Annotated in this window: 29 protein-coding genes and 1 riboswitch; of the genes, 15 read left to right on the forward strand and 14 right to left on the reverse strand. The window is 45.3% G+C overall.

The features are described from left to right. Positions 1-8: 8 nt before the first annotated feature. Together pyrI and AB4307_RS17945 are read left to right on the forward strand one after the other, a co-directional pair. Positions 9-470 (forward strand): aspartate carbamoyltransferase regulatory subunit, encoded by a 462-nt coding sequence (gene pyrI / locus AB4307_RS17940; protein WP_017058927.1) that lies wholly within the window; start codon positions 9-11, stop codon positions 468-470. Between the two features lie 136 nt (positions 471-606). Further along, positions 607-996 (forward strand): RidA family protein, encoded by a 390-nt coding sequence (locus AB4307_RS17945; RefSeq protein WP_004735319.1) that lies wholly within the window; start codon positions 607-609, stop codon positions 994-996. Positions 997-1,121: 125 nt separating this feature from the next. Here the strand turns inward: AB4307_RS17945 and AB4307_RS17950 are convergent, their stop codons facing one another. From AB4307_RS17950 to mlaF, 8 genes are all read right to left on the reverse strand, one after another. After that, positions 1,122-1,847, reverse strand: a complete 726-nt coding sequence (locus AB4307_RS17950) for a 1-acylglycerol-3-phosphate O-acyltransferase (RefSeq protein ID WP_372132843.1) — start codon at positions 1,845-1,847, stop codon at positions 1,122-1,124. Positions 1,848-1,999: 152 nt separating this feature from the next. Then, the gene (murA, locus tag AB4307_RS17955) at positions 2,000-3,265 is read right to left on the reverse strand and encodes a UDP-N-acetylglucosamine 1-carboxyvinyltransferase (RefSeq protein WP_017058925.1); all 1,266 of its coding nucleotides are present in this window, start codon (positions 3,263-3,265) and stop codon (positions 2,000-2,002) included. An 8-nt stretch (positions 3,266-3,273) separates the two neighbouring features. Beyond that, positions 3,274-3,528 (reverse strand): BolA family iron metabolism protein IbaG, encoded by a 255-nt coding sequence (gene ibaG, locus AB4307_RS17960; protein WP_017058924.1) that lies wholly within the window; start codon positions 3,526-3,528, stop codon positions 3,274-3,276. A 13-nt stretch (positions 3,529-3,541) separates the two neighbouring features. After that, complete coding sequence (locus tag AB4307_RS17965; protein WP_017058923.1) at positions 3,542-3,850, reverse strand: STAS domain-containing protein; 309 nt, start codon at positions 3,848-3,850, stop codon at positions 3,542-3,544. Beyond that, a complete protein-coding gene (locus tag AB4307_RS17970) occupies positions 3,850-4,479 on the reverse strand; it encodes an MlaC/ttg2D family ABC transporter substrate-binding protein (RefSeq protein ID WP_120459707.1) in 630 nt (209 codons plus the stop codon). Before AB4307_RS17970 ends, AB4307_RS17965 begins: the two co-directional genes overlap by 1 nt. A gap of 52 nt (positions 4,480-4,531) precedes the next feature. Further along, positions 4,532-5,023 (reverse strand): outer membrane lipid asymmetry maintenance protein MlaD, encoded by a 492-nt coding sequence (mlaD, locus tag AB4307_RS17975; protein WP_017058921.1) that lies wholly within the window; start codon positions 5,021-5,023, stop codon positions 4,532-4,534. A gap of 2 nt (positions 5,024-5,025) precedes the next feature. Further along, positions 5,026-5,805 (reverse strand): lipid asymmetry maintenance ABC transporter permease subunit MlaE, encoded by a 780-nt coding sequence (gene mlaE / locus AB4307_RS17980; RefSeq protein WP_017058920.1) that lies wholly within the window; start codon positions 5,803-5,805, stop codon positions 5,026-5,028. A gap of 1 nt (position 5,806) precedes the next feature. After that, on the reverse strand, positions 5,807-6,601 hold the full coding sequence (gene mlaF / locus AB4307_RS17985) for a phospholipid ABC transporter ATP-binding protein MlaF (RefSeq protein ID WP_017058919.1): 795 nt from the start codon (positions 6,599-6,601) through the stop codon (positions 5,807-5,809). A 264-nt stretch (positions 6,602-6,865) separates the two neighbouring features. Here mlaF and AB4307_RS17990 point away from each other — a divergent pair, with 264 nt between their 5' ends. From AB4307_RS17990 to mgtE, 12 genes are all read left to right on the forward strand, one after another. Continuing rightward, positions 6,866-7,831, forward strand: coding sequence for a calcium/sodium antiporter (locus AB4307_RS17990; RefSeq protein WP_017063737.1), 966 nt, complete (start codon positions 6,866-6,868; stop codon positions 7,829-7,831). A 34-nt stretch (positions 7,832-7,865) separates the two neighbouring features. Next, the gene (gene kdsD, locus AB4307_RS17995; RefSeq protein ID WP_017058917.1) at positions 7,866-8,837 is read left to right on the forward strand and encodes an arabinose-5-phosphate isomerase KdsD; all 972 of its coding nucleotides are present in this window, start codon (positions 7,866-7,868) and stop codon (positions 8,835-8,837) included. Further along, positions 8,837-9,394: a 3-deoxy-manno-octulosonate-8-phosphatase KdsC gene (gene kdsC, locus AB4307_RS18000; protein ID WP_017058916.1), complete on the forward strand. Its 558-nt coding sequence runs from the start codon at positions 8,837-8,839 to the stop codon at positions 9,392-9,394. The genes kdsD and kdsC overlap by 1 nt, the downstream gene beginning before the upstream one ends. Then, on the forward strand, positions 9,391-9,954 hold the full coding sequence (lptC, locus tag AB4307_RS18005) for an LPS export ABC transporter periplasmic protein LptC (protein ID WP_004735306.1): 564 nt from the start codon (positions 9,391-9,393) through the stop codon (positions 9,952-9,954). Before kdsC ends, lptC begins: the two co-directional genes overlap by 4 nt. Next, positions 9,935-10,429, forward strand: coding sequence for a lipopolysaccharide transport periplasmic protein LptA (lptA, locus tag AB4307_RS18010; protein ID WP_017058914.1), 495 nt, complete (start codon positions 9,935-9,937; stop codon positions 10,427-10,429). The genes lptC and lptA overlap by 20 nt, the downstream gene beginning before the upstream one ends. Positions 10,430-10,431: 2 nt before the next feature. Beyond that, positions 10,432-11,157 carry an LPS export ABC transporter ATP-binding protein gene (gene lptB / locus AB4307_RS18015; RefSeq protein ID WP_004735304.1) on the forward strand — a complete coding sequence of 242 codons (726 nt, stop codon included), beginning with the start codon at positions 10,432-10,434 and terminating at the stop codon, positions 11,155-11,157. Positions 11,158-11,211: 54 nt separating this feature from the next. Continuing rightward, on the forward strand, positions 11,212-12,672 hold the full coding sequence (locus AB4307_RS18020; protein WP_017058913.1) for an RNA polymerase factor sigma-54: 1,461 nt from the start codon (positions 11,212-11,214) through the stop codon (positions 12,670-12,672). Positions 12,673-12,734: 62 nt separating this feature from the next. Then, entirely contained in the window at positions 12,735-13,022 is a 288-nt protein-coding gene (hpf, locus tag AB4307_RS18025; RefSeq protein ID WP_009847742.1) for a ribosome hibernation promoting factor, read from the forward strand. 1 nt (position 13,023) lies between these two features. Beyond that, a complete protein-coding gene (gene ptsN, locus AB4307_RS18030) occupies positions 13,024-13,485 on the forward strand; it encodes a PTS IIA-like nitrogen regulatory protein PtsN (protein WP_004738707.1) in 462 nt (153 codons plus the stop codon). A gap of 1 nt (position 13,486) precedes the next feature. Further along, a complete protein-coding gene (gene rapZ, locus AB4307_RS18035; protein WP_017063735.1) occupies positions 13,487-14,356 on the forward strand; it encodes an RNase adapter RapZ in 870 nt (289 codons plus the stop codon). A 2-nt stretch (positions 14,357-14,358) separates the two neighbouring features. Next, positions 14,359-14,634, forward strand: coding sequence for an HPr family phosphocarrier protein (locus AB4307_RS18040; protein ID WP_017066670.1), 276 nt, complete (start codon positions 14,359-14,361; stop codon positions 14,632-14,634). A 148-nt stretch (positions 14,635-14,782) separates the two neighbouring features. Continuing rightward, the gene (gene mgtE / locus AB4307_RS18045; protein WP_017058911.1) at positions 14,783-16,138 is read left to right on the forward strand and encodes a magnesium transporter; all 1,356 of its coding nucleotides are present in this window, start codon (positions 14,783-14,785) and stop codon (positions 16,136-16,138) included. 96 nt (positions 16,139-16,234) lie between these two features. Here mgtE and pmbA read toward each other — a convergent pair whose 3' ends face one another. Then, positions 16,235-17,578, reverse strand: a complete 1,344-nt coding sequence (pmbA, locus tag AB4307_RS18050) for a metalloprotease PmbA (protein ID WP_017058910.1) — start codon at positions 17,576-17,578, stop codon at positions 16,235-16,237. 118 nt (positions 17,579-17,696) lie between these two features. Here pmbA and yjgA point away from each other — a divergent pair, with 118 nt between their 5' ends. After that, positions 17,697-18,221: a ribosome biogenesis factor YjgA gene (yjgA, locus tag AB4307_RS18055; protein WP_372132846.1), complete on the forward strand. Its 525-nt coding sequence runs from the start codon at positions 17,697-17,699 to the stop codon at positions 18,219-18,221. Positions 18,222-18,346: 125 nt separating this feature from the next. Here yjgA and thiQ read toward each other — a convergent pair whose 3' ends face one another. The 5 genes from thiQ to mpl all read right to left on the reverse strand — a co-directional run bounded on the left by thiQ (position 18,347) and on the right by mpl (position 23,986). Next, entirely contained in the window at positions 18,347-19,051 is a 705-nt protein-coding gene (thiQ, locus tag AB4307_RS18060; protein WP_017071293.1) for a thiamine ABC transporter ATP-binding protein, read from the reverse strand. After that, on the reverse strand, positions 19,051-20,664 hold the full coding sequence (gene thiP, locus AB4307_RS18065) for a thiamine/thiamine pyrophosphate ABC transporter permease ThiP (RefSeq protein WP_170967441.1): 1,614 nt from the start codon (positions 20,662-20,664) through the stop codon (positions 19,051-19,053). Before thiP ends, thiQ begins: the two co-directional genes overlap by 1 nt. Before the next feature lie 92 nt (positions 20,665-20,756). After that, positions 20,757-21,749 carry a thiamine ABC transporter substrate binding subunit gene (gene thiB / locus AB4307_RS18070; RefSeq protein ID WP_017058906.1) on the reverse strand — a complete coding sequence of 331 codons (993 nt, stop codon included), beginning with the start codon at positions 21,747-21,749 and terminating at the stop codon, positions 20,757-20,759. A 53-nt stretch (positions 21,750-21,802) separates the two neighbouring features. Then, positions 21,803-21,922, reverse strand: a riboswitch (TPP riboswitch). 43 nt (positions 21,923-21,965) lie between these two features. Beyond that, positions 21,966-22,589: a flavin prenyltransferase UbiX gene (locus tag AB4307_RS18075; RefSeq protein WP_016787846.1), complete on the reverse strand. Its 624-nt coding sequence runs from the start codon at positions 22,587-22,589 to the stop codon at positions 21,966-21,968. 38 nt (positions 22,590-22,627) lie between these two features. Further along, entirely contained in the window at positions 22,628-23,986 is a 1,359-nt protein-coding gene (gene mpl / locus AB4307_RS18080; RefSeq protein ID WP_065584318.1) for a UDP-N-acetylmuramate:L-alanyl-gamma-D-glutamyl-meso-diaminopimelate ligase, read from the reverse strand. Positions 23,987-24,028 lie beyond the last annotated feature (42 nt).

Here is a 24,028-nt window from a genome sequence, read left to right on the forward strand (position 1 = left end):
GAGATATAATGTCTAAAGAGACTCAATTAAAAGTTGAAGCAATCAGAAACGGTACTGTTATCGACCATATCCCAGCCAATATCGGGATCAAGGTTCTAAAACTGTTCGACATGCACAATTCTCATCAGCGCGTGACGATTGGCCTGAATCTACCGTCTTCTGCACTGGGCGGAAAAGACCTGCTCAAGATTGAGAATGTGTTTATCACAGAAGAACAGGCGAGCAAGCTGGCACTTTATGCGCCTCATGCAACAGTGAACCAAATAGAAGATTACGAAGTAGTTAAGAAGCTACCACTAGAACTTCCTGAGCAAATCAACGATGTGTTCGAGTGTCCAAATACTAACTGTATTACTCACAATGAACCGGTTGAAAGCAGCTTTAAGATCTTTGAAAAGAAAGAAGATATTCGATTGAAGTGTAAGTATTGCGAAAAAGTCTTCTCTCGCGAGATCGTGACAGAAAGATAACGTCATACTGCAAAGAAGACCGAATGTAAAAACTATCAAATACCTCGCCTGTGCGGGGTATTTTGCGCTTTACCTATCCAAAGTTTGAAGGCACACTGAAAATTGATTTTTATCTAATAACTGATGGAATAAACCAATGACTAAAGTACTTCACACAGAATCTGCTCCAGCTGCAATCGGCCCATACGTACAAGGCGTTGACCTTGGCAACATGGTACTGACTTCTGGTCAAATCCCAGTAAATCCAGCAACTGGTGAAGTATCTGCTGATATCGCAGAGCAAGCTCGCCAATCTCTAGACAACGTTCAAGCGGTTGTTGAAGCTTCAGGCCTGACTGTAAAAGACATCGTAAAACTAACGGTATTCGTTAAAGACCTAAACGACTTCGGCACAGTAAACGAAGTTTACGGTAAATTCTTCGATGAGCACGGCGTTGCAAACTACCCTGCACGTTCATGTGTTGAAGTAGCTCGTCTGCCAAAAGATGTAGGTATCGAGATCGAAGCGATTGCGGTTCGCAAATAGGTTTTAATCTTTAGATTAAACACCTTCTAATAAACGACTTAGCGTAATACTGGGTGTTTATTAGATACAAAAAAAGGTTGCCCAGTTGGCAACCTTTTTTATTGTTCATCGTTTCGCTTAGATAATTACTTTTTATTAAGCTCAACCACTTCTTTGTCTAACTCTTCAAGTTTCGCAGCCATCTGCTCACGAGCTAGGTTAGCCAGTTCACGAACATTAGACTTGTCGTAGCCTTCAGTGCTGATTGGTGGCAGCATTTCAACAATCACGTGACCATTGTTCCAACGGTTTAGCTTCACGCCACCGGTTGAGCTACACACGATAGGGACGATAGGCAAGCCAGCACCAATCGCAGCATGGAATGCACCTGTTTTGAATGGCAGCAGACCACGGCCACGAGAACGAGTGCCTTCAGGGAACATCCAAACTGAAACATCGCTCTCTTTTAGACTCGTCACGACCTGATCAATCGTACCTACCGCTTTGCTACGGTTAGCACGGTCAATTAGGATGTTACCCGTCAACCAGTAAAGCTGACCAAATAGAGGCATCCACACTAGGCTTTTCTTACCAACAGTTACCACTTTTGGCGTTACCGCTGATGAAATCGTGAATAGATCCCAGCTGTTTTGGTGGTTCGCCACATAAACATGTTGGCCGCGAGAGTAGGCATCTTCTGGGATGCGAAGCTCTAACTTCATGCCGAAGATCTTCGACATGCGACCGAAATAACGGCCAAAGGTAAATACGTGTTTCGGGTTGCGTGGACTTAATAGGCAGTAACCACAACCAAATACAAACATAAGAATCGCAAATATCGCCACTGCGAAAATACGTAATATTGCTATCATTTTGTTCCTCACCGACCGCCAAGTTGATTCATCTATTCGCGCAAAAATGAGCAATAGATTTACTCGCGGTAAATACAACTATAAAAAAGCCGAAACCAAGGTTCCGACTTTTATGTTTTCATCTTACTGATTCATGAATCCACTAACCTAGGTTAGTTCGACTCACTAAATCGTGTAATGTTTGCGCCTAAGGCTGACAATTTATCTTCAATCTTATCGTAGCCACGATCGATGTGATAAATACGGTCAACGATGGTTTCACCTTGAGCAATACAGCCAGCAATAACAAGGCTCGCAGATGCGCGAAGGTCCGTTGCCATTACTTGAGCGCCGCTCAGTTTTTCCGTTTCACCACAGATAGCCGTGTTACCTTCGATTTCCGCTTTTGCACCCATTCGCTGTAACTCAGGAATGTGCATAAAACGGTTTTCAAAGATAGTCTCAGTGATAACACCACTGCCCTTCGCCATCATGTTAAGCAGAGTAAACTGTGCTTGCATGTCGGTTGGGAAACCAGGGTGAGGTGCCGTTACGATTTTCACCGCTTTCAGTTCACGACCCGTCATATCAAGACTGATCCAGTCTTCGCCCGTTTCAACCTTCGCACCCGCTTCTTCAAGCTTCGCTAAGGCAGCTTCAAGAAGATGAGCGTTGGTGTTGCGACAAACCACTTTACCGCCAGAAACAGCAGCAGCAACCAGGAAAGTACCTGTTTCAATACGGTCAGCAACCACAGAGTGTTGGCCACCACCAAGACGTTCAACGCCTTCGATAGTAATCGTATCTGTACCTGCGCCAGAAATTTTAGCACCCAGTTTGTTTAGGAAGTCAGCCGTATCAACAATCTCAGGCTCACGCGCTGAGTTATCGAGTACTGTTGTTCCTTCCGCTAGCGTTGCTGCACACATGATAGTAATGGTGGCACCCACACTTACTTTATCCATCACGATGTGCGCGCCTTTCAGACGGCCATCAACACTTGCTTTCACATAACCATCTTCCAACTTAATGGTCGCACCTAGTTGCTCTAGGCCGTGGATATGCAGATCAACAGGTCGAGCACCAATTGCACAACCGCCTGGAAGTGACACTTGGCCTTCACCAAAACGAGCGACTAGAGGACCTAAAGCCCAGATAGAAGCACGCATTGTTTTCACTAAATCGTAAGGCGCACAAAATTCATTAATTTCGCTGCCATCAACATGAACACTACCATTACGCGATACTTTTGCGCCTAAACGCTTAAGCAGTTCCATCGTAGTATCGATGTCACGTAGGTGAGGAACGTTACTTACTTCCACTGGCTCTTCAGCAAGAATTGAAGCAAATAAGATAGGTAGCGCTGCATTTTTTGCGCCTGAGATCGTCACTTCACCGCTTAGCGGCTTATCCGATCCAATAACTCGAAACTTTTCCATCATAAACCTTAAAGTGACATCAGTTTCTTATCACGTTCCCACTCTTCCGGCGTGAAAGCCTTAATAGAAAGAGCATGGATGTCATTGCGTTGAATGTATTCCATTAGTGGGCCGTAGATTAGTTGCTGCTTCTTAACTCGATTCATGCCGTCAAAACATGGATCAACCGCAACAACTTCGTAATGACTGCCTTCCCCTTTCACGAAAATTTCCTGAAGGTTCAGTGCTTCTGCTAATAATTCTTGTACTTTTGTGCTGTCCACAAATAGCTCCTGCCTAATTTTTTATGTGTTCTGCCATCATTGGCTGGATATTGCTCAATTGGAACAACGTTCGTAATTGTTCTGGCACGAAACTGAGCATTATATGACAGTTTTGATTTTTTGCATGCTCTAATAAGTGAATTAGCATCACCATTCCTGCTGAATCGACTCGATTTATATGGCTAAGGTCAATTTCAACGCTCGATTCCGTCGTTTGCCACTTTTCCAATATACGCCAGATTGCAGGGACACTGTCTCGGTCTAAATCACCGAACAGTTGATACTCTTTAGAGCTTAGTGCTTGCCATTGAGAATGGCTCATTATTTGTTACTCTCAAAACGAATCGGTTGTGCGGCTAATTTCTCTAGTTCGTCTGCAACTTGTAAGATGCCTTCTTGACGAATCTTAGTATTCCACTCCGATTGCTTGCTCGACAACAAGCTAATACCTTCGGCAACCATATCAAATGCTTTCCACTCGCCAGATTTCTTGTCTTTGCGAAGCTTAAATTCAAGCTTAATGTTTGGTCGCGGCGTATCGATGATGTCGACCTTGATACTGGTAATGCGGCTATCCGCTTTGATTTTTGGTTCTGGACCAAATTCAATCGTCTGATCTGTGTATTGAGTCAGCACTTGGGCATAAGAAGAAACAAGGTATTTACGGAATGAATCGATAAACACGCCCACGTCTTTTCTATCCGCGCCTTTCAAGTTTGGTCCAAGTAACTTAAGAGCTGCATATTGTGCATTCACATAAGGCATCAACTCTTCTTCCACGATGACCTTCAATAACTCTGGATCTTGGTGGATGTTGTCTTGTTCACTCTTCAAACGCTCAAATGCCACTTCGGCAACTTGAGTCATCATCTGGTAAGGCTGAGTACGGTCAATCGATTCTGCAGCAAAGGCTTGGGTAGAAATAAGCAACGCCATTGCCGCCATAAACATTGATTTCAAGTAACCAATAGCTTTTAAATAACTAATAGTTTTCAACATTATCTTATTCCTTAGCTTCGCTGTCATTAGAACCACCAACGCTATACAGCACTTGGCCAATCAAATCTTCTAGTACCAATGCTGACTTAGTGTCTTCAATTGAATCACCATCGACCAACATCTCTTCATCATCAAAAATGAAGCCTGGAACCAGACTAATGTACTGCTCACCAATTAAGCCAGATGTTAAAATTTGAGCACTAGAGGTATCTGGAAATTGTGAGTACTTCCCGTCAATAGACAGTTCAACGACAGGAAGGTAGCTCTCGGTATCAAGCTCAATGCTTTTAACTCGTCCAACAACGACGCCACCCACTTTCACTGGAGAACGAACTTTTAGGCTGCCAATGTTGTCAAAGGTCGCTTTTAGATTGTAAGTATGGTTCGAACCTATGCCTTTTACGTCAGCGACTTGAAAGATCATGATTAAGATTGCGCAAATTCCGGCAATAACAAAGGTGCCGACCCATAATTCTAATTTTCGAGTTTGTTGCATGATTAATTCCCAAACATCAATGCGGTAAGAACAAAATCTAGCCCTAGTACCGCTAGAGAAGAGTGCACTACAGTGCGTGTGGTTGCCTGACTGATACCTTCTGAAGTCGGTACTGCGTCATAACCATTGAAAAGTGCGATCCAAGTTACGGTGATAGCGAAGACCATACATTTGATCATGCTGTTACCAATATCTCGGCCAAGTTCTACTGAAGACTGCATCGCAGACCAGAAACTGCCGTGATCAATGCCTTTCCAATCAACACCAACCAGTTGACCGCCCCAAATACCTACCGCCATAAAAATCATAGCAAGCAATGGCATTGAGATAAGCCCGGCCCAAAGACGTGGTGCAATAATGCGTTTAAGAGGGTCAACGGCCATCATCTCAAGGCTTGAGATCTGCTCTGTTGCCTTCATTAACCCAATCTCTGCCGTGAGTGCTGAACCGGCTCGACCTGCAAATAATAACGCAGTCACCACAGGCCCCAACTCACGCAACAGTGAAAGCGCGACCATTTGACCAAGGTTTCCCTCAGCGCCGTAGTCAATTAACACGACATAGCCCTGCAGGCTGAGCACCATGCCGATAAACAGACCCGAAACTAAAATAATAGCCAATGACTGAACGCCAACGCTATAAAGTTGTTTTACTAATAAGGGGAAGTTTTTTAGTCGCGGGATGCCAAACAAAGCCCCAAATAACATCAAGCTTGCTCGACCAAATGACTCACAGCTCGCAAGTGTACGCTTACCGACACCCGCAATAGTTTTAACAATCATATTAAAACAAATCCTTTTCTAAGCTCTTCGCAGGGAATCTAAATGGTACTGGACCATCGGCTTCGCCTTGCAAAAATTGCTGCACTCTCGGATCGCTATTGTTGTACAACTCATCAGGTGTTCCAGCGGCAATAATCTTGCTATCTGCCATGAGGTAAACCCAATCAGCAATACTCATCACCTCTGGCACATCGTGAGAAACAACAATCGAGGTTAAGCCCAAGGCTTGATTGAGATTTCGTATCAATTCAACCAATACGCCCATGGTGATGGGATCTTGGCCAACAAACGGCTCATCGTACATGATAAGTTCTGGATCCAGTGCGATTGCGCGCGCCAGTGCGGCACGCCTAGCCATTCCGCCAGACAACTCACTCGGCATCAATTGCGCAGCACCACGTAATCCTACCGCTTCAAGCTTAAGTAATACGATGGTACGAATGAATTTTTCATTAAGTTCAGTGTGCTCTCGCAGCGGAAACGCCACATTATCAAAGACATTGAGATCCGTAAAAAGCGCACCCGATTGGAATAGCATGCTCATTTTCTTACGTGCTTGATATAGCTTTCGACGTGATAATGCAGGGATATTGTCACCATCAAACCAAACTTCGCCTTCATCTGGCGGCAGTTGCCCACCGATCAAACGCAGTAAAGTCGTTTTGCCGATCCCAGACGGCCCCATGATGGCGGTTATCTTGCCTTGAGGCACCTCTAAACTGATGTCATCAAAGATAACGCGGTCACCGCGTGAGAAGCTGAGGTTCTTAACTTTCACAAGCTCAGTGTTCAACATATTTTTGTTGTTTCCTTGCTTTAAAAAACGCCAATTATGGCTGCAATAATAATGAGTCTACTTTAGAATTAAAAGCACTGTTCAATTAATTCATATTAAACAGGAATCTATGCAGGGATTTGAAAGCATTAGGAAATTATCTATTGATCTCTCTTTCTTGCCTGCTAACTGGTAATTAATTTGCCGAGTGACTTCCCTTTTATCTAGCAACAGGTCAAAATTAGCGGTTAATTCTCCGTTTTTATTAATTTTTTAGGAATCATCATGCTTGAAGCGATTGCGTTTCTTATTATCGGTCTAGGTTTTTTGGTGTGGAGTGCAGATAAGCTGGTTTACGGTGCCGCTGCTCTTGCTCGCAACTTCGGTATTTCACCACTAGTTATCGGTATGACGATCTTAGCAATGGGGTCTTCGGCTCCTGAAATGATGGTTTCTGCGACAGCAGCCCTTGATGGCAAAACAGATACAGCTGTAGGCAACGTACTGGGCTCTAACATCGCCAACATCGCGCTGATTTTAGGTATTACAGCCCTTATCAAGCCGTTATCGATTAGCTCAGGCGTGATTCGTCGTGAACTACCATTAATGATCGGTGTCACTCTGCTAGCGGGCGCCCTATTGTGGGATAACCATTTAGGCTTCTATGAAGGCGTGTTGTTGTTTGTTCTTTTTGCCGCGTTTTTGTTTGCTATGTTGCAAATCAGCCGCAGCGAGAAAAAGAACGGCGATGCTTTCCTTGATGAGCAAGAATCAGAGATCCCTGAAGGCGTAAGTAACCCTAAGGCTGCAATGTGGGTAGTGATTGGTCTAATCGTCCTACCTTTAGCTGCTGATATGCTGGTAGATAACGCTGTGATCATCGCGAAGTTCTTCGGCATGAGCGACCTTGTCATTGGTTTAACCATCATTGCTGTTGGTACTAGCCTTCCTGAACTTGCAGCATCACTAGCCGGCGTTATGAAGGGTGAAGATGATATGGCTGTAGGTAATATCATTGGTTCAAACGTATTCAACATCCTTGCTGTTATGGGTATCCCGGGCATCCTAAACCCTTCGATCTTGAGCGAGTTCGCTATGGGTCGTGACTTCTGGGTAATGCTAGGCGTATCGCTACTACTTGTTGTGATGGCACTAGGAAAATCTCGTAGTGTGAATCGTATTGAAGGCGGCGTGTTAATTGTGACGTTCGTGGCCTACCAAAGTTACCTATTAATGAACATGTCGGCTTAATTGTTGATTTAACTTCCCGTACTTGGAGTATTTGATGTCTCAGCCATTTGATTACCGCAGCGTTGCAAAACAAGTTTTGGAAACCGAAGTTGCAGGTCTCACTCAATTAGACCAATATTTTAATGATGATTTTTGTAAAGCTTGCGACCTTATCCTGAACAACAAAGGCAAAGTCGTTGTGATGGGCATGGGTAAATCAGGCCACATTGGCAACAAAATCGCAGCAACATTGGCAAGTACCGGGACATCGGCTTTCTTTGTTCACCCAGGCGAAGCGGCGCATGGCGACTTAGGCATGATCGAACCTGGTGATATTGTGATTGCAATATCCAACTCCGGCGAATCGGGAGAAATCCTCAGCCTATTTCCTGTGTTAAAGCGTCTGAGCATCAAGATCATCAGCATGACAGGCAAGCCAGCATCAAACATGGCAACCCTGTCTGATATCCATTTACAAATTTCAGTACCGGAAGAAGCTTGTCCGCTGGGCTTAGCACCAACAACAAGCACCACGGCGACTTTGGTCATGGGTGATGCATTAGCCGTTGCACTTTTGCAGGCTCGAGGCTTCACCGCTCAAGACTTTGCCCTGTCTCATCCTGGCGGCGCTTTAGGTCGTCAGCTGCTGTTGAAGCTCGACGACATCATGCACACAGGCGATTCACTTCCTGTTGTAGCACCCGACGCACTAGTAAGAGACGCTCTACTAGAGATATCTCAGAAAGGCTTAGGCATGACAGCAATCGTTGGTGAAGATGGCCAAATGGCCGGTATTTTTACCGATGGTGATTTACGCCGTATCTTAGACAAACGCGTTGATATCCATAACACGCAGATCGGTGATGTGATGACGCTAAACCCGACGGTAGCCGAGCCAAACATGCTCGCGGTTGAGGGCTTAAACTTGATGCAAGCGAAGAGCATCAATGGCCTGATGTTATGCCAAGAAGGTAAATTAGTAGGAGCGTTAAACATGCATGACTTACTGAAAGCAGGAGTAATGTAATGACACAGACAGTCGAAACTCTATACGGCACTGTTAATTCAGATGTATTTGCGATTGCAAAAGAGATCAAACTGCTGATTTGCGATGTCGATGGTGTCTTCTCTGATGGTCGCATCTACATGGGCAACAACGGTGAAGAGCTGAAAACCTTCCACACTCGTGACGGTTACGGTATCAAATCACTGATGAACGCAGGCATTGAAATCGCGATCATCACGGGTCGCAAATCTCAAATTGTTGAGAATCGTATGACCGCTCTAGGCATTAAGCTGATTTATCAAGGTCAAGACGATAAAGTTAAGGCATACCAAGATATTTGCGATAAGCTTTCTGTAAACCCTGAAAATACAGGTTACATCGGAGACGATCTGATTGACTGGCCTGTAATGGAAAAAGTTGGCTTGAAGGTCTGTGTGGCAGATGGGCACCCGCTACTTGCAAAGCGTGCAAACTACGTGACAACCATTAACGGTGGTCATGGCGCGGTACGTGAAGTCTGTGACCTTATTTTACAAGCAAGAAATGAACTCGACGTGCATAAAGGTTTAAGCATATGAGTTTTACTCGTATTATCTATTTAATACTCATATTTATTGCCTCTTGGTCGACCTATTACTTGTACGACAAAGAGCAAACATCAACGATACAAGTGGCTCCAAATTTGGAGCTGCCCGCGTTTAGTGGCAAAAGCCTGAACAACATTAGCTACGACGAAAGCGGTATTCGCAGCTATCAGGTTGAATCGACGTATTTAGAACACTACTCAGTAGTTGGCGATACGCACTTTCAAAACCCAGTTCTTTCGGTATTCCGTGAAGGGCACACGATTGAATGGCAAGTCACCGCTGATCGCGCGATTATGGATGAGAATCAAGTTGTCACGTTTTATGACAACGTCGTGGCAAAGAACCTGTTGCCAGAAGCCAGCTTCGATACAATGACCACAGATAAAATGGTTGTTGAGCTGCCTAGCCGAGATTTTTATTCAGAGACTCCGGTCCATATGATCGGTACATTTTTTGAAACTGAGGGACAAGCAATGAAAGGTAACTTCGGTACCAACAATGCAACCCTCTTTAATTCTGTTCAAGGTAGATATGAAACTCTTACACCTTAGTTTATTCGCTTTGACCCTTGCGGCACCTAATGTCTATGCTCTGTCTTCGGATAGTGAGCAACCTGTCTACATTGACTCAGACAGCCAGCAATTGGATATGAAAAGTAACCAAGTGACTTTCCTTGGTGATGTGAACCTTAAACAAGGCAGCATCAATATCAATGCCGATAAGGTTATTGTTACTCGTAACGCCGTAAACGGTGAGATTGAAGAAATTCAAGGCTTCGGTAAGCCAGCAACCTTCTCTCAGCTTACTGACGACGGTAAGACACTCTACGGTGAAGCTGACGACCTGCACTACCAGCTTGTTGCCGACCGACTGATCATGACTAAGAATGCGATGTTATCTCAAGATGGCAGCATCATTCGCGGTTCTAAGATCACTTACCAGATCGGTTCTCAGAAATTAGTCGCTGACAGTGGTGAAAACAAACGAGTGTCAACGGTTTTACAACCAACGGAAGTGAATAAGTAACGATGGCTGTTCTTAAAGCAAAAAACCTAGCGAAAACCTACAGTAAACGTAAGGTTGTTACCGATGTAAGCTTACAGGTAGAGTCAGGCCAGATCGTCGGTCTGCTTGGGCCTAACGGTGCAGGTAAAACCACATCTTTCTATATGATTGTTGGTTTGGTGGCGCGTGATGAAGGTACCATCAGCATTGATGACCGAGACATCAGTATCTTACCAATGCACAGCCGCTCTCGTCTTGGTATCGGTTACCTGCCTCAAGAAGCATCGATTTTCCGTAAGTTGTCCGTAGAGAACAACATCATGGCGGTTTTACAAACCCGTGATGAAATGACCAACGAACAACGCCAAGATAAGCTGGAAGACCTGCTAGAAGAGTTCCACATCCAACATATCCGCACCAGCAATGGTATGGCTCTGTCGGGTGGTGAGCGTCGTCGTGTAGAGATTGCTCGTGCACTAGCAGCAAACCCGCAGTTCATTCTATTGGATGAACCATTCGCCGGTGTTGACCCGATCTCAGTAATCGATATCAAAAAAATCATTGTTCACCTGCGTGATCGCGGCTTGGGCGTTTTGATTACCGACCACAACGTTCGTGAAACATTAGACGTGTGTGAAAAAGCTTACATCGTAAGCCAAGGACACCTGATCGCTGAGGGTACTCCTGAAGATGTTCTCAATAACGAACAAGTTAAACAAGTTTATCTAGGCGAACAATTCCGTCTATGATTATATAGAGAGTATCGAGAGTTCTAAGAATAATAACTAGGTAAGTCACACTGAATGAAACCCTCATTACAACTTAAGCTAGGCCAACAGTTAGCAATGACTCCTCAATTGCAGCAAGCGATTCGTTTGTTGCAATTGTCTACTTTAGATTTGCAGCAAGAGATTCAAGAAGCACTTGAATCTAACCCACTACTCGATGTCGAAGAAGGCAATGAAGATACGCCAACATCGGAAGAAAAACCTAGCAGTGACGAAAAAGAAACTGTTGAAGCCACAGAGCAAGACTTACCTGATAGCTCAGACTTAATCGAAAAATCAGAGATTGGCAACGAACTAGAAATCGACACAACTTGGGAAGACGTCTACAGCGCGAACACCGGTAACACGGGTATTGCGATTGATGACGACATGCCGGTTTATCAAGGCGAAACCACTCAAAGCCTGCACGATTACCTACTTTGGCAACTCGACTTAACGCCATTCACTGACACCGACCGAAGCATCGCTTTTGCATTAATCGATGCCATCGACGACTACGGCTACCTCACTGTAACTTGTGAAGACATCCTTGAAAACTTCGACAATGAAGAGATCGAGCTTGATGAAATTGAAGCGGTACGTAAACGAATTCAGCAGTTTGATCCGCTAGGTGTCGGTTCAGTCAACCTGCAAGATTGCTTGTTACTGCAACTGGCAACCTTTCCCCAAGATACGCCTTGGCTTAACGAAGCTAAGTTAGTACTTACTAGCCATATCGACCAACTCGGCAATCGCGATTACAAACTGGTTATCAAAGAGACCAAGTTGAAAGAAGCAGAACTACGTGAAGTTTTGCAACTGATTCAACAGCTGGACCCTCGTCCTGGCAGTAAGATTACTCCGGATGAAACTGAGTATGTGGTTCCAGATGTATCTGTCTTCAAAGACCTTGGCAAATGGTTAGTGACCATTAACCCTGATAGCGTGCCTAAGTTGAAAGTGAATCAGCAGTACGCTGATCTGGGCAGTAAAGGCAACAGCGCCGACAATCAATACATCCGCTCAAATTTGCAAGAAGCAAAGTGGTTAATTAAAAGCCTAGAGAGCCGAAATGAGACGCTACTCAAAGTTGCGCGATGCATTGTTGAACATCAGCGTGATTTCTTCGAACATGGCGAAGAAGCGATGAAGCCAATGGTTCTTAATGATGTTGCGTTAGCTGTTGATATGCACGAATCCACGATCTCTCGTGTGACGACTCAAAAATTCATGCATACGCCACGTGGCATCTTCGAGCTCAAATACTTTTTCTCAAGCCATGTCAGCACTGACAATGGCGGTGAATGTTCATCTACAGCAATTCGCGCACTCATCAAGAAGCTTGTCGCAGCGGAAAATACCGCGAAGCCTCTAAGTGATAGTAAGATTGCTGCTTTACTGGCTGACCAAGGAATTCAGGTAGCTAGACGTACCATAGCGAAATACCGTGAGTCTCTGGGCATTGCCCCATCGAGTCAGCGTAAACGCCTGCTATAAGCTCATTTAGTCGCTAGTTACTTAGCAACTATGATCAGGCAACCAACTGAAAAGGAAAGTCTATGCAAATCAATATTCAAGGCCATCACGTTGATCTTACCGATTCAATGCAAGACTATGTTCACACCAAATTCGACAAACTTGAGCGCTTCTTTGATCATATCAATAGCGTTCAGGTTGTTTTAAAAGTTGAGAAAATCAATCAAATCGCAGAAGCTACCCTGCATATAAATCAGGGGGAAATCCATGCGACAGCAACAGATGAAAGCATGTATGCCGCGATTGATTCATTGGTTGATAAACTCGTCCGCCAACTCAACAAGCACAAAGAAAAGCTAAGTAGTCACTAACATGCAATTAAGCGAAGTACTTTCATTGGACTGCACCAAAAGTGCAGTCCAATGCACAAGCAAAAAAAGAGCCCTTGAGCTCATCAGCCAGATAGCAGCTGAGAGCTGCGGTCAAGATTCAACAGAGCTATTTGAGTGTATGTTGAGCCGTGAGAAGATGGGCAGTACCGGTATTGGTAATGGTATCGCGATTCCCCATGCTCGTATGAATGTCAGTGATAAAGCGATAGCTGTATTACTGCAATGCCAAGATCCTATCGAATTTGATGCGATTGATAATCGTCCTGTCGACCTACTATTTGCCCTGCTTGTTCCTAGCGAACAATGCAAAGAGCATCTAAAAACCCTTTCTTGTATGGCAGAACGACTAAACGACAAGCAGACTCTTAAACAGCTGCGTAATGCTCAGAGCGATCAAGAGCTTTACGACATCATGATTCAAGTGCCAACTTGCGAGCAATAACATGCGATTAATCGTGGTTAGTGGCCAATCAGGGGCCGGTAAAAGTGTTGCGTTACGAGTCCTAGAAGACTTGGGGTATTACTGTGTCGATAATCTACCAGTAAACCTGCTCAACAACTTTGTCGAATCGGTACGCGAAAGCAACCAAAACGTTGCGGTAAGTATTGATATACGTAACCTACCGAAAGAGCCTCAGTTAGTCACCGACACGCTCGAGCAACTCGAGTCAGCTACAAACATCGATGTTGATGTATTGTTCCTCGATGCCAGCAAGCAGACACTCCTTAAGCGCTACAGCGAAACCCGCAGAATCCACCCTTTATCAATTGGCCAAGAAAAGCTCTCTCTTGAGCAAGCGATTGATTTAGAGAAGACACTTCTGACACCTCTCGCAGAGCACGCCAGCATTGTGATCGACAGCAGTGACTGCAACCTCTACGAATTGAGTGAAAAGGTTCGATTTAAAGTTGAAGGCAAAGAGAAGCAAGAGCTGATCATCGTCTTTCAATCTTTCGGTTTTAAGTATGGCTTGCCAAGTGATGCCGACTACGTGTTTGATGTTCGCTTTTTGCCGAACCCTCACTGGGAACCTGCACTACGACCACTAACCGGGCTAGATGCACCAATTCACTCCTTTCTAGAAGAACACTCAGAAGTTCTGGAACTCAAGCAACAGATCCAAGGCTTTGTTGAACAGTGGTTACCAATGTTAGAGAAGAACAATCGCAGTTACCTAACGGTCGCGATTGGCTGTACTGGCGGCAAACACCGCTCGGTTTATCTAACCCAGAAAATTGGTGAGTACTTTGAGCAACTTGGCCATCAAGTTCAAATCAGACACGCCTCCCTAGAGAAGCACCAACAGGGCTAACCATGGAATTAACTCGAACTGTACTGATCCAAAATCGCTTGGGTCTTCACGCTAGAGCAGCCGTAAAGTTGGTTGAGCTTGCACAAAGCTTTGATGCAACCATCACTATCCATAGCGAAGAAGATAAAACAGCAACAGCAGACAGCGTAATGGGGTTACTTATGCTGGAATCAGCGCAAGGGCAACATATTACGATTCAAGCTGCAGGTACCGATTCACAGCAAGCACTGGATGCCGTCTGTCATCTCATTGAAGACAAGTTTGATGAGGGTGAGTAGCGAAAACGCTTCACTCACAACGCCTAAGACTCAAACAACGAACCAACCAATATTAAATCTTAGTTCTATCTAAGTTTATGATTTAAATAAGCCCCAGAATTAAGTTACTATTCCAACCATTGTTAGAATAATGAGATAGGAGGAAAATATGGCAGAGCAATTAGAATTCGACCAAGCTCACCAAACCCTCCAAGAAGTCAGCGAAGCCCTAGAAAACGGCCGATTTGTTCACGTACGCCGACAACTTCAGGACATGGAGCCTGAAGATATTGCACACCTTTTAGAAGCCTCCCCTCGCAAAAGTCGTGACGTACTCTGGCAACTCACCGATCCTGAAGACTACGGTGAAATTCTTGATGAACTAAACGAAGACGTCAAAGATGCTCTTGTGTCGAAAATGGCACCTGAGACCTTGGCAGAAGCAACCGAAGGTATGGAAACCGATGACGTCGCGTACGTACTTCGAAGCCTACCCGACGATGTTTCTCGCGAAGTCCTTTCTCAAATGGACTCCGTCGATCGTGCATTAGTTGAAACTGCCCTGTCGTACCCTGAAGATTCAGCGGGTGCGATCATGAACACCGACGTAATCACGATTCGTGGTGATGTCGATGTTGACGTTGTATTGCGCTACATGCGTATGCGTGGCGAACTGCCGGATGCAACTGATGCTCTGTATGTTATTGATGAAGAAGAACGTCTTATCGGTAACCTATCACTTACCACGCTAGTAACGACTCAACCTGATGTCCCTGTTTCAGAAGTGATGGATGATGCCGACGAAGCGATCGCGGTAGAAACCAGTGCGTCAGATATCGCGAGCCTGTTTGAACGTCGTAACTGGGTTTCTGCGCCTGTCATCGATAGTAACCAGCACCTTGTTGGTCGTATCACCATCGATGACGTGGTTGATGTTATCCGTGAAGATGCCGAACACTCAATGATGAGTATGGCGGGTATGGACGATGACGAAGATACCTTCGCACCGGTCGTAAAATCTGCTCGTCGTCGTAGTGTGTGGCTTGGTGCTAACGTACTCGCAGCACTGGCGGCAGCATCTGTATCAAACATGTTTGAAGCAACGCTCGATCAAATGGCAGCGATTGCGGTTCTGATGACTATCGTGCCTTCGATGGGGGGTGTTGCGGGTAACCAAACCGTTGCTCTGGTGATTCGTGGTTTGGCACTCGGTCATATCGGTGACAGTAACAAACGCGAACTGCTACTCAAAGAGGCAGCCATCGGCTTCCTAAACGGCGTTCTATGGGCCGTTATCATTGGTGGTATCGTGGTGGCTTGGAAAGGTAACTGGATACTGGGAGGCATCATCTCAGCGGCGATGATGACCAACTTGATTGTCGCAGGTATTGCTGGTGTAACTATCCCAGTGATGTTGAAGAAGATGAATATCGATCCAGCCCTTGCTGGCGGTATGGCACTGACCACAGTAACCGATGTTATTGGCCTATCGGTGTTCCTAGGCTTAGCGACCATACTGATCTAGTTAGCATAAGCAGTTAGCCAATTTTTGGCGAAATACAGAAAACAAAAAGGGAGCCACGGCTCCCTTTTTTAATTCATCAGATTCGCTTTAATTGAATTACTCACCCGCGACTTTCATCGACTCAAGCAGGATAGAACCCGTTTGAATTTGCGAACGTGTTTCTACGTCGTTACCCACAGCAACAATCTGAGTAAACATGTCTTTTAGGTTACCTGCGATTGTTACTTCTGATACTGGGTATTGGATCTCTCCGTTTTCAACCCAGAAACCTGCAGCGCCACGTGAATAATCACCCGTTACGGTGTTTACGCCTTGGCCCATCACTTCAGTGACTAGGAAGCCAGTACCCAACTCTTTTAGCATCTGCTCAAAGTTTTGACCGGTCGATTTAACGAACCAGTTATGAATACCACCAGCATGACCGGTTGGCGTCATATCCATCTTACGTGCGGCATAGCTCGTTAGTAGGTAAGTTGCTAGCACACCGTCAGTGATGATTTCACGATCTTGAGTGAACACACCTTCGCTATCAAATGGGCTTGAAGCCAAACCACGTAGGATGTGAGGACGCTCAGAGATATTGAACCAATCAGGTAGGATTTTCTGACCTAAATGATCCAATAAGAAAGATGACTTACGGTAAAGGTTGCCGCCACTGATCGCCATCACAAGGTGACCGATAAGACCTGTCGCAACATCGTTAGCGAACATAATTGGGTATTGGCCTGTTGGTAGCTTTTTCGCATCCAAACGGCTAATCGTCTTTTCTGCAGCTTCCTGACCTACACGCTCAGGCGTCCACAGCTCGTCACGGTGACGTGCAACGGTGTAGCTGTAGTCACGCTCCATCTCACCGTTAGCGCCTTGTCCAATTACACAGCAGCTCGTGCTATGACGACTAGAAGCATAGCTTGCTAGTAAGCCATGGCTGTTACCATAAACCTTAACGCCATAGTGGCTGTCGTAGCTTGCGCCATCACTTTGTTTGATCTTATCGCTATAAGCTAACGCTTGCTTCTCAGCAGCAATCGCAATCTCAGCGGCATAGTCAGGGTTTGGTTCATCAGGGTGAAAAAGATCCAAATCTGGAATTTCTTTTACCATGTATTCTTTTGCCGCAGGACCGGCAAATGGGTCTTCAGAAGTGTACTGAGCGATATCAAGTGCGGCCGCGACGGTTTGAGCAATCGCCTTTTCACTCAGATCAGATGTAGATGCGCTGCCTTTTTTCTGGCCGCGATAAACAGTAATACCTAGCGCACCATCACTATTAAATTCAACGTTTTCCACTTCACACATACGTGTTGAAACACTTAAACCCGTTGACTTAGTAATAGCGACCTCAGCTGCGTCTGCACTCACTGATGCCATATCCAACGCTTTAGCTACTGCGGCTTCTAGCTCAACTCTTTGCTGGGCGACTTGCTGTTTTACATCCATATCTATTCTAATTTTTTAGGTCAATATTACGTAGGATAACAAGAATTTCGCTTTCTCCCCAAGATTCTTGCTAAAATAGGCAATATATTCGTTTGAGATAGTGACATAGGCAGAAAAGATGGCTCGCAAAAACCAAAAAGCCCCATGGGAACCAGAAGAAGAAATCATCTGGGTAAGTAAGACAGAAATGAAAACGGACATGGATGCCCTGCAAAAGCTGGGAGAAGAGCTTGTTGGTCTAAAGCCTTCTGTATTAGATAAATTTCCACTGTCTGAAGATTTGGCACAAGCGATTAAAGATGCACAACGCTTTAAAAATGAAGCGAAGCGTCGTCAACTTCAATACATTGGTAAAGTAATGCGTAATGTCGATCCTGAGCCAATTCAAGCGGCTTTGGATAAAGTACGTAACAAGCACTCACAAGCAACAGCTGAACTACATAAGCTTGAGCAACTGCGTGATCGTGTTGTTGCTGAAGGTGATGCGGCTATTTCAGAAGTAATGGACATGTACCCTGAAGCAGACCGTCAGCGTCTTCGTCAGCTAGCTCGCCAAGCTAACAAAGAGAAATCAGCGAACAAGCCTGCAAAGTCTTCTCGTGAGATCTTCCAAATCTTAAAAGAGCTAAAGCTAGAAGACTAATCGTTATCTCGCTTTACTCATAGAGTGAATAAAAGACCTAGCACATGCTAGGTCTTTTTGTTTTTGACGCACTCGATATCAAGAAGCACTCAATATCAATAAATACTCACAGGAGTGATGAGTCGTCACTCACCCGCTTTAACAAATGAGCTTAATTCTGTCTGTGGATGATCCGCCGTCAGTGCCTCTATCGAGTCTTCAACCAACACCTTACCTAGCGCCACAAACACAAACTTATTCGCGATACTGCGTGCGTCACCTAAATGGTGAGTCACCATCAAGACCGTAATATTTCGCTCTGCCGCTAATCGCTTCACTAAGCTAAGCATCTCTTCACGCAGCAAAGGATCAAGCGCAGAGAAAGGTTCATCAAGCAGCCAAATATCATGAGGTTGGACAAAACAACGCGCTAACGCAACACGCTGGCGTTGACCGCCGGATAAGTGCTCAGGCAACCTATCCAAATACTCAGCGACGCCAACTTGCGCTGCGGCTTGCTCCACAGCTTGCTTTTGGGTTGCAGTAAGCTTTAAACCTGGATGCAGACCTAAACCAATATTTTCTCGCACCGTAAGGTGAGCAAACAGGTTGTGCTCTTGAAACAACATCGCCAACGGACGCTGATGTGCTTCTTTACCAATAAGCGACTGCCCAGCCACTGATATCTCACCCGATGTAGGCTCGATGAAACCAGCAACTAGCGCCAACAGTGTAGACTTACCCGCACCACTCGGCCCCATAAGCGCAACAATATCGCCCTGCTCAGCTTGAAAATCAAAGCTAAACAACTCTCTGTGATAGTGGTAATCCACATCTTTCATCACTAACATCATCGGTTCCTTAATTCTTTAGCATCGAGCTTAGATCTTCGAGTAAATAAGAATTCTATTAAGCTAAAGCTGCCGACACTCAATAACAGTAAGCTCACAGAAACTACCGCCGCCGCTTCCATTTGATAGCTGCCTAACAATTGGAATAGGTACAAAGGCAGAGTTCTAAAATCTTGGCTACCAAACAAAGCAATCGCGCTTAAATCACCCATCGCCAACATAAAGCTGATCGAGAAGGCTTGCGCCATCGGCTTACGCAATGCGCGCCATTCCACGAGCCTGAATCGAGTGAAGCCAGTCATCCCTAAACTCGCACACACATACTGATACTGCTGAGACAGGTGCAGCATAGGTTGAGCCAAGGTTTTAATTACGTAAGGCAGCGCCATTAAACTGTTGACGGCAATCACGACAAAGAAAGCTAAACTGAATACATCGGTGAATGAACGCAGTAATAAGAAGATACCCGTACTGATCACCAGCCCCGGAGTCACTAAGATAATAGTGCCAATCAGCTCGATTTTATCGGCTCGAAAATTCTTGTTCTGTAAACGCCATGCTCGGCTAGTCAGCAGTATGGCGATACCAATACCAACTGCGATAACACTTGCTAATGACGCGACTTTAACCGAGGTCATTAACGCCGCCCAAAACGGCTCGCTGCTGAGTACGGTTAATGCCTGTGAGTTAATTCCACTGACGATAACCATAGCTAATGGCGGCAATACCAGCATTGAGACTATGATGATCCAAAAGCTATCCCAAGCTTTTGACCACCAGCTGTCCTTAACCAAATATTTCTCTTCAGACAACTGACTGGCCGTCACTGAAATAGGCTTCGATAGGCGTTGAATGCTCACCGCTAGCACACCACACAGCAGCATTTGCCATATCGCGAGCAAGGCACCAGCTTGAAGGTCAAAGTCGAATTTAATCGCCTGATAAATAGCGAGCTCGATAGTGGTTGATTTAGGTCCACCGCCTAGCGCCATCACGGTAGCAAAGCTGGTAAAACACAACATGAAGACTAAGCCACACACATGTGGTAATTGCTGTCTTAAGCGAGGCCATTCAACCCATCTGAATTTGTTCCAATGACTCATACCCAAGTGAGCACAAAGCTTGTGTTGCTCGGCAGGCACGGTATCTAACGCTTGCAGAAGTAAGCGACTGGCATAAGGCAAGTTGAAGAAAACGTGCGCCAGCAAAATACCATTCAATCCGTATATGGAAAATGGCAATTCAATATCGAAGTTCGCCAAAAACTTAGCTAACCAACCACTATTGCCATAGATCGCAAGTAAGCCAAATACACCCACTAACACTGGCAGGACTAAGGTCGACGCGAACAGCCTTAACAACAAAGCGCGTCCAAAAAATTGTCTACGACACAGCGCATGAGCAATAGGTATAGCAAAGCCAACACTCAGCACCGTTGAGAGTGTCGCCTGATAAAAACTGAATTTCGTTACATGCCAATAGTAGGGATCGGACCATACTTGGCTGATATCAAGAGAAGGGGCATTGCTAAGCAATGCCCCAACTGCTGAAACCACGAAGGCGGTAATGAGTATCGCTACCCAAATCCCAACCTTAGGTGTTTTCTTTATCATAGATTGATTTTTTACCGTAAATGGTTCGCTCAGTTAACATCGAACAAACCTTTAAATACAGAAAGTTAGAAAGCTAATTTTTTAAAAGCAAATTAAAAAGTAAGTGCACTCTGCCATTCACGAATCCATGGCTTACGCTTAGCTGCAATTTCTTCGGGCGTAAAGCTTAGCGCTTTCTGAGGAACCGTAAGTTGCTCGAACCCTTTTGGAAGCTCAATATCGGTCACTGGGTACATCCAGTTGCCTGTTGGCATCGCCGATTGGAATTCATCACTTAGGATAAACGCCATAAACTCATCAGCAAGCTTTTCGTTCTTGCTGCCTTTAACCTTAGCGGCCACTTCCACTTGAGTGTAATGCCCTTCTTCGAAGCTTGCTGCTGCATACTTAGAATCGCTTTCAGCAATAATGTGGTAAGCCGGAGACGTTGTATAAGACAACACTAAATCCGACTCGCCTTCTAGGAACATTGAGTAAGCTTCAGACCAACCTTTGGTTACAGTCACTGTTTTCTGAGCAAGCTTCTTCCATGCTGCTGTCGCTTCATCACCGTATACTGATTTCATCCAAAGCATCATGCCTTGGCCTGGTGTTGATGTACGTGGATCTTGGTAGATAACCTTAAGATCATCACGCTGCTCAACCAGTTCTTTCAAGCTCTTCGGCGGGTTTTCCAGTTTCTCTTTATTGTAAACAAAAGCAAAGTAGCCAAAGTCATAGGGTACAAAAGTGCTGTCGTTCCAACCATTAGGAAGCGTTACCGATGACGTATCAACATTATGCTCAGCCAATAAGCCCGTCGCTTTCGCTTCAGCCATCAGGTTGTTGTCGAGACCTAGCAAGATATCGGCTTTGCTGTTGCCGCCCTCAAGACGTAAACGGTTCAGAATAGACACGCCATCTTCTAGAGCGACAAAATTCACATCACAACCACACTTCTCTTCGAATGCTTTTTCAACGGCAGGACGAGGGCCCCAATCCGCAGCAAAAGAGTCATAGGTGTATACAGTCAAAGTGTTGTCTGCAGCAAAGGCAGAAAAAGAAATAGCTGTAGTAACAGCAAGGGTAGTTAATGTGAATTTCACTGGACGCTCTCCATGGTCTGAGCGGCACAGGTTTGAGGGAGGAGAACGGTAGAGGTTGTTCCTAACTCAATTCCTACGCCAGCATTATCTGGTTCAGGTTTACGGGTCCCAAGCACCTGCTTGATCTCAGCTCGCATTCATTATTTGAATGGTTCGCTCCCCGATGAGTGTTCAGAATTGTAATTTGATTTTTAACAATAAGCTATCAAGTTTGGATCAATTACGTTGATCGTAACCCCAACGTGGCACTAAACCTTGTTCGATACCAAGGTGATCTAGAATACGCGCCACCATAAAGTCGACCAGATCTTCAATTGACTTGGGTTGATGATAAAAACCCGGAGCTGCAGGCATGATCGTTACGCCCATGGTCGAAAGTTTGTGCATGTTCTCGAGATGAAGCGTCGAAAATGGCGTCTCGCGAACCACCAACAACAATTGGCCTCGCTCTTTCATGACTACGTCTGCTGCTCGCTCAATCAGGTTATCTGATAGACCATGAGCAATCGAAGCCAAGCTTCCCGCTGAACATGGACAAACGACCATCTGTTTAGGTGCTGCTGAACCAGAGGCAACCGGCGAGAACCAATCATCTTTGCCACACACCACCAGCTTTTCAGGGTCGCAGCCAAGATGTTTAACCAAAGCTTGTTTCGCCGCATCTGGCCCAGCAGGTAACTTAAGTTCATGCTCGGTCGCCAATACCACTCGCGCTGCCGATGAAATCAGCAAGTAGACCTGATAATCGGCTGCCAAAAGGCATTCAAGTAAACGCAGGCCATAAGGCGCACCGGATGCACCAGTGAAAGCAAGGGTTATCGCTTTATCGTGTTTTGTCATGTTCTCAATTACTTCAAATTATAAGGTCGTGGATGCCGTTAGCCTTTGAGTGCCAATCCATCCAACAGTTTTTGATGAATGCCACCAAAGCCACCATTACTCATTACCAAAATTTGGTCGCCAGCTTGTGCCTCTGAGACAATTTTAGCAACGAATGCATCCATGTCATCACTCACGTGTGCCGGTTGGTGACAAGCGTCTGCAACATCTTGAACTGACCAATCAATGTTATCCGGTTGGAATAAGTAGGTAGAATCCGCCTGCTTCAACGAATCAGCCAGTATTTCTTTGTGCACACCACGTTTCATGGTGGCAGAACGAGGCTCTAAAACGGCAATGATTTTCTTAGTGTCGACCTTATTACGTAATCCGCCGAGCGTAAGTTCAATCGCCGTTGGGTGATGAGCAAAATCGTCATAAACAGACACACCTGCCACCTCGCCTTTAAACTCCAAACGGCGCTTAGTATTAATAAAGGTAGCTAGTGATTCACAAGCAAGGTCAGGTGTCACGCCCACATGACGTGCAGCTGCAATCGCCATCAAAGCATTATTTACGTTGTGGTCGCCCACTAAATCCCAATTTACGGTTCCAACACATTCATTTTGGAAGTAAACCTCAAATTGAGAGCCATCTTTGACCAGTTTCTTGGCATCCCAGTCGCCTTGCTCGCCACTCGATTCAGTTTCACTCCAGCAACCGCGAGCTAGAACATCTTCAATAGCGCTGTCTTGCTTAGGTGAGAAAATGCGACCATTGCTTGGCACAGTACGCACCAAATGATGAAATTGTCGCTTAATCGCTTCAAGATCGTCAAAGATGTCCGCATGATCAAACTCTAGGTTATTCATCACTAAGGTTCTTGGGTGGTAATGAACGAACTTAGATCGTTTATCGAAAAAAGCACTGTCGTATTCGTCGGCTTCTACCACGAAGAACATGCTTTCACCAAGGCGAGCAGAGATACCAAAGTTACCCAACACTCCGCCAACTAAGAAGCCCGGTGCATAGCCACAGTCTTCCAAGATCCAAGCCAACATGCTTGATGTCGTGGTCTTACCGTGCGTTCCCGATACCGCTAACACCCAACGGTCATGCAGTAAGAACTCTTGCAACCACTGAGGACCAGAGGTGTATCTAAGGTTGTTATCCAACACATACTCAACACACGGATTACCGCGGCTCATTGCGTTACCGATAACCACGAGATCTGGCCTTGGTTCTAATTGGCTAGGGTCGAACCCTTCAATAATTTCAATCCCTTGTGATTCCAACAAGGTGCTCATTGGTGGGTAAACATTCGCGTCACTACCCGTAACCTTGTGACCTAATTGACGAGCCAATACCGCAGCACCACCCATGAAGGTGCCACAAATTCCTAAGATATGAATATGCATAAATTGCTTCCAAACGCTTGGCTAAATAAACAGTGCCTAATT

Source organism: Vibrio sp. 10N.261.52.C2 (assembly GCF_041471425.1).
Lineage (GTDB): Bacteria > Pseudomonadota > Gammaproteobacteria > Enterobacterales > Vibrionaceae > Vibrio > Vibrio crassostreae_C.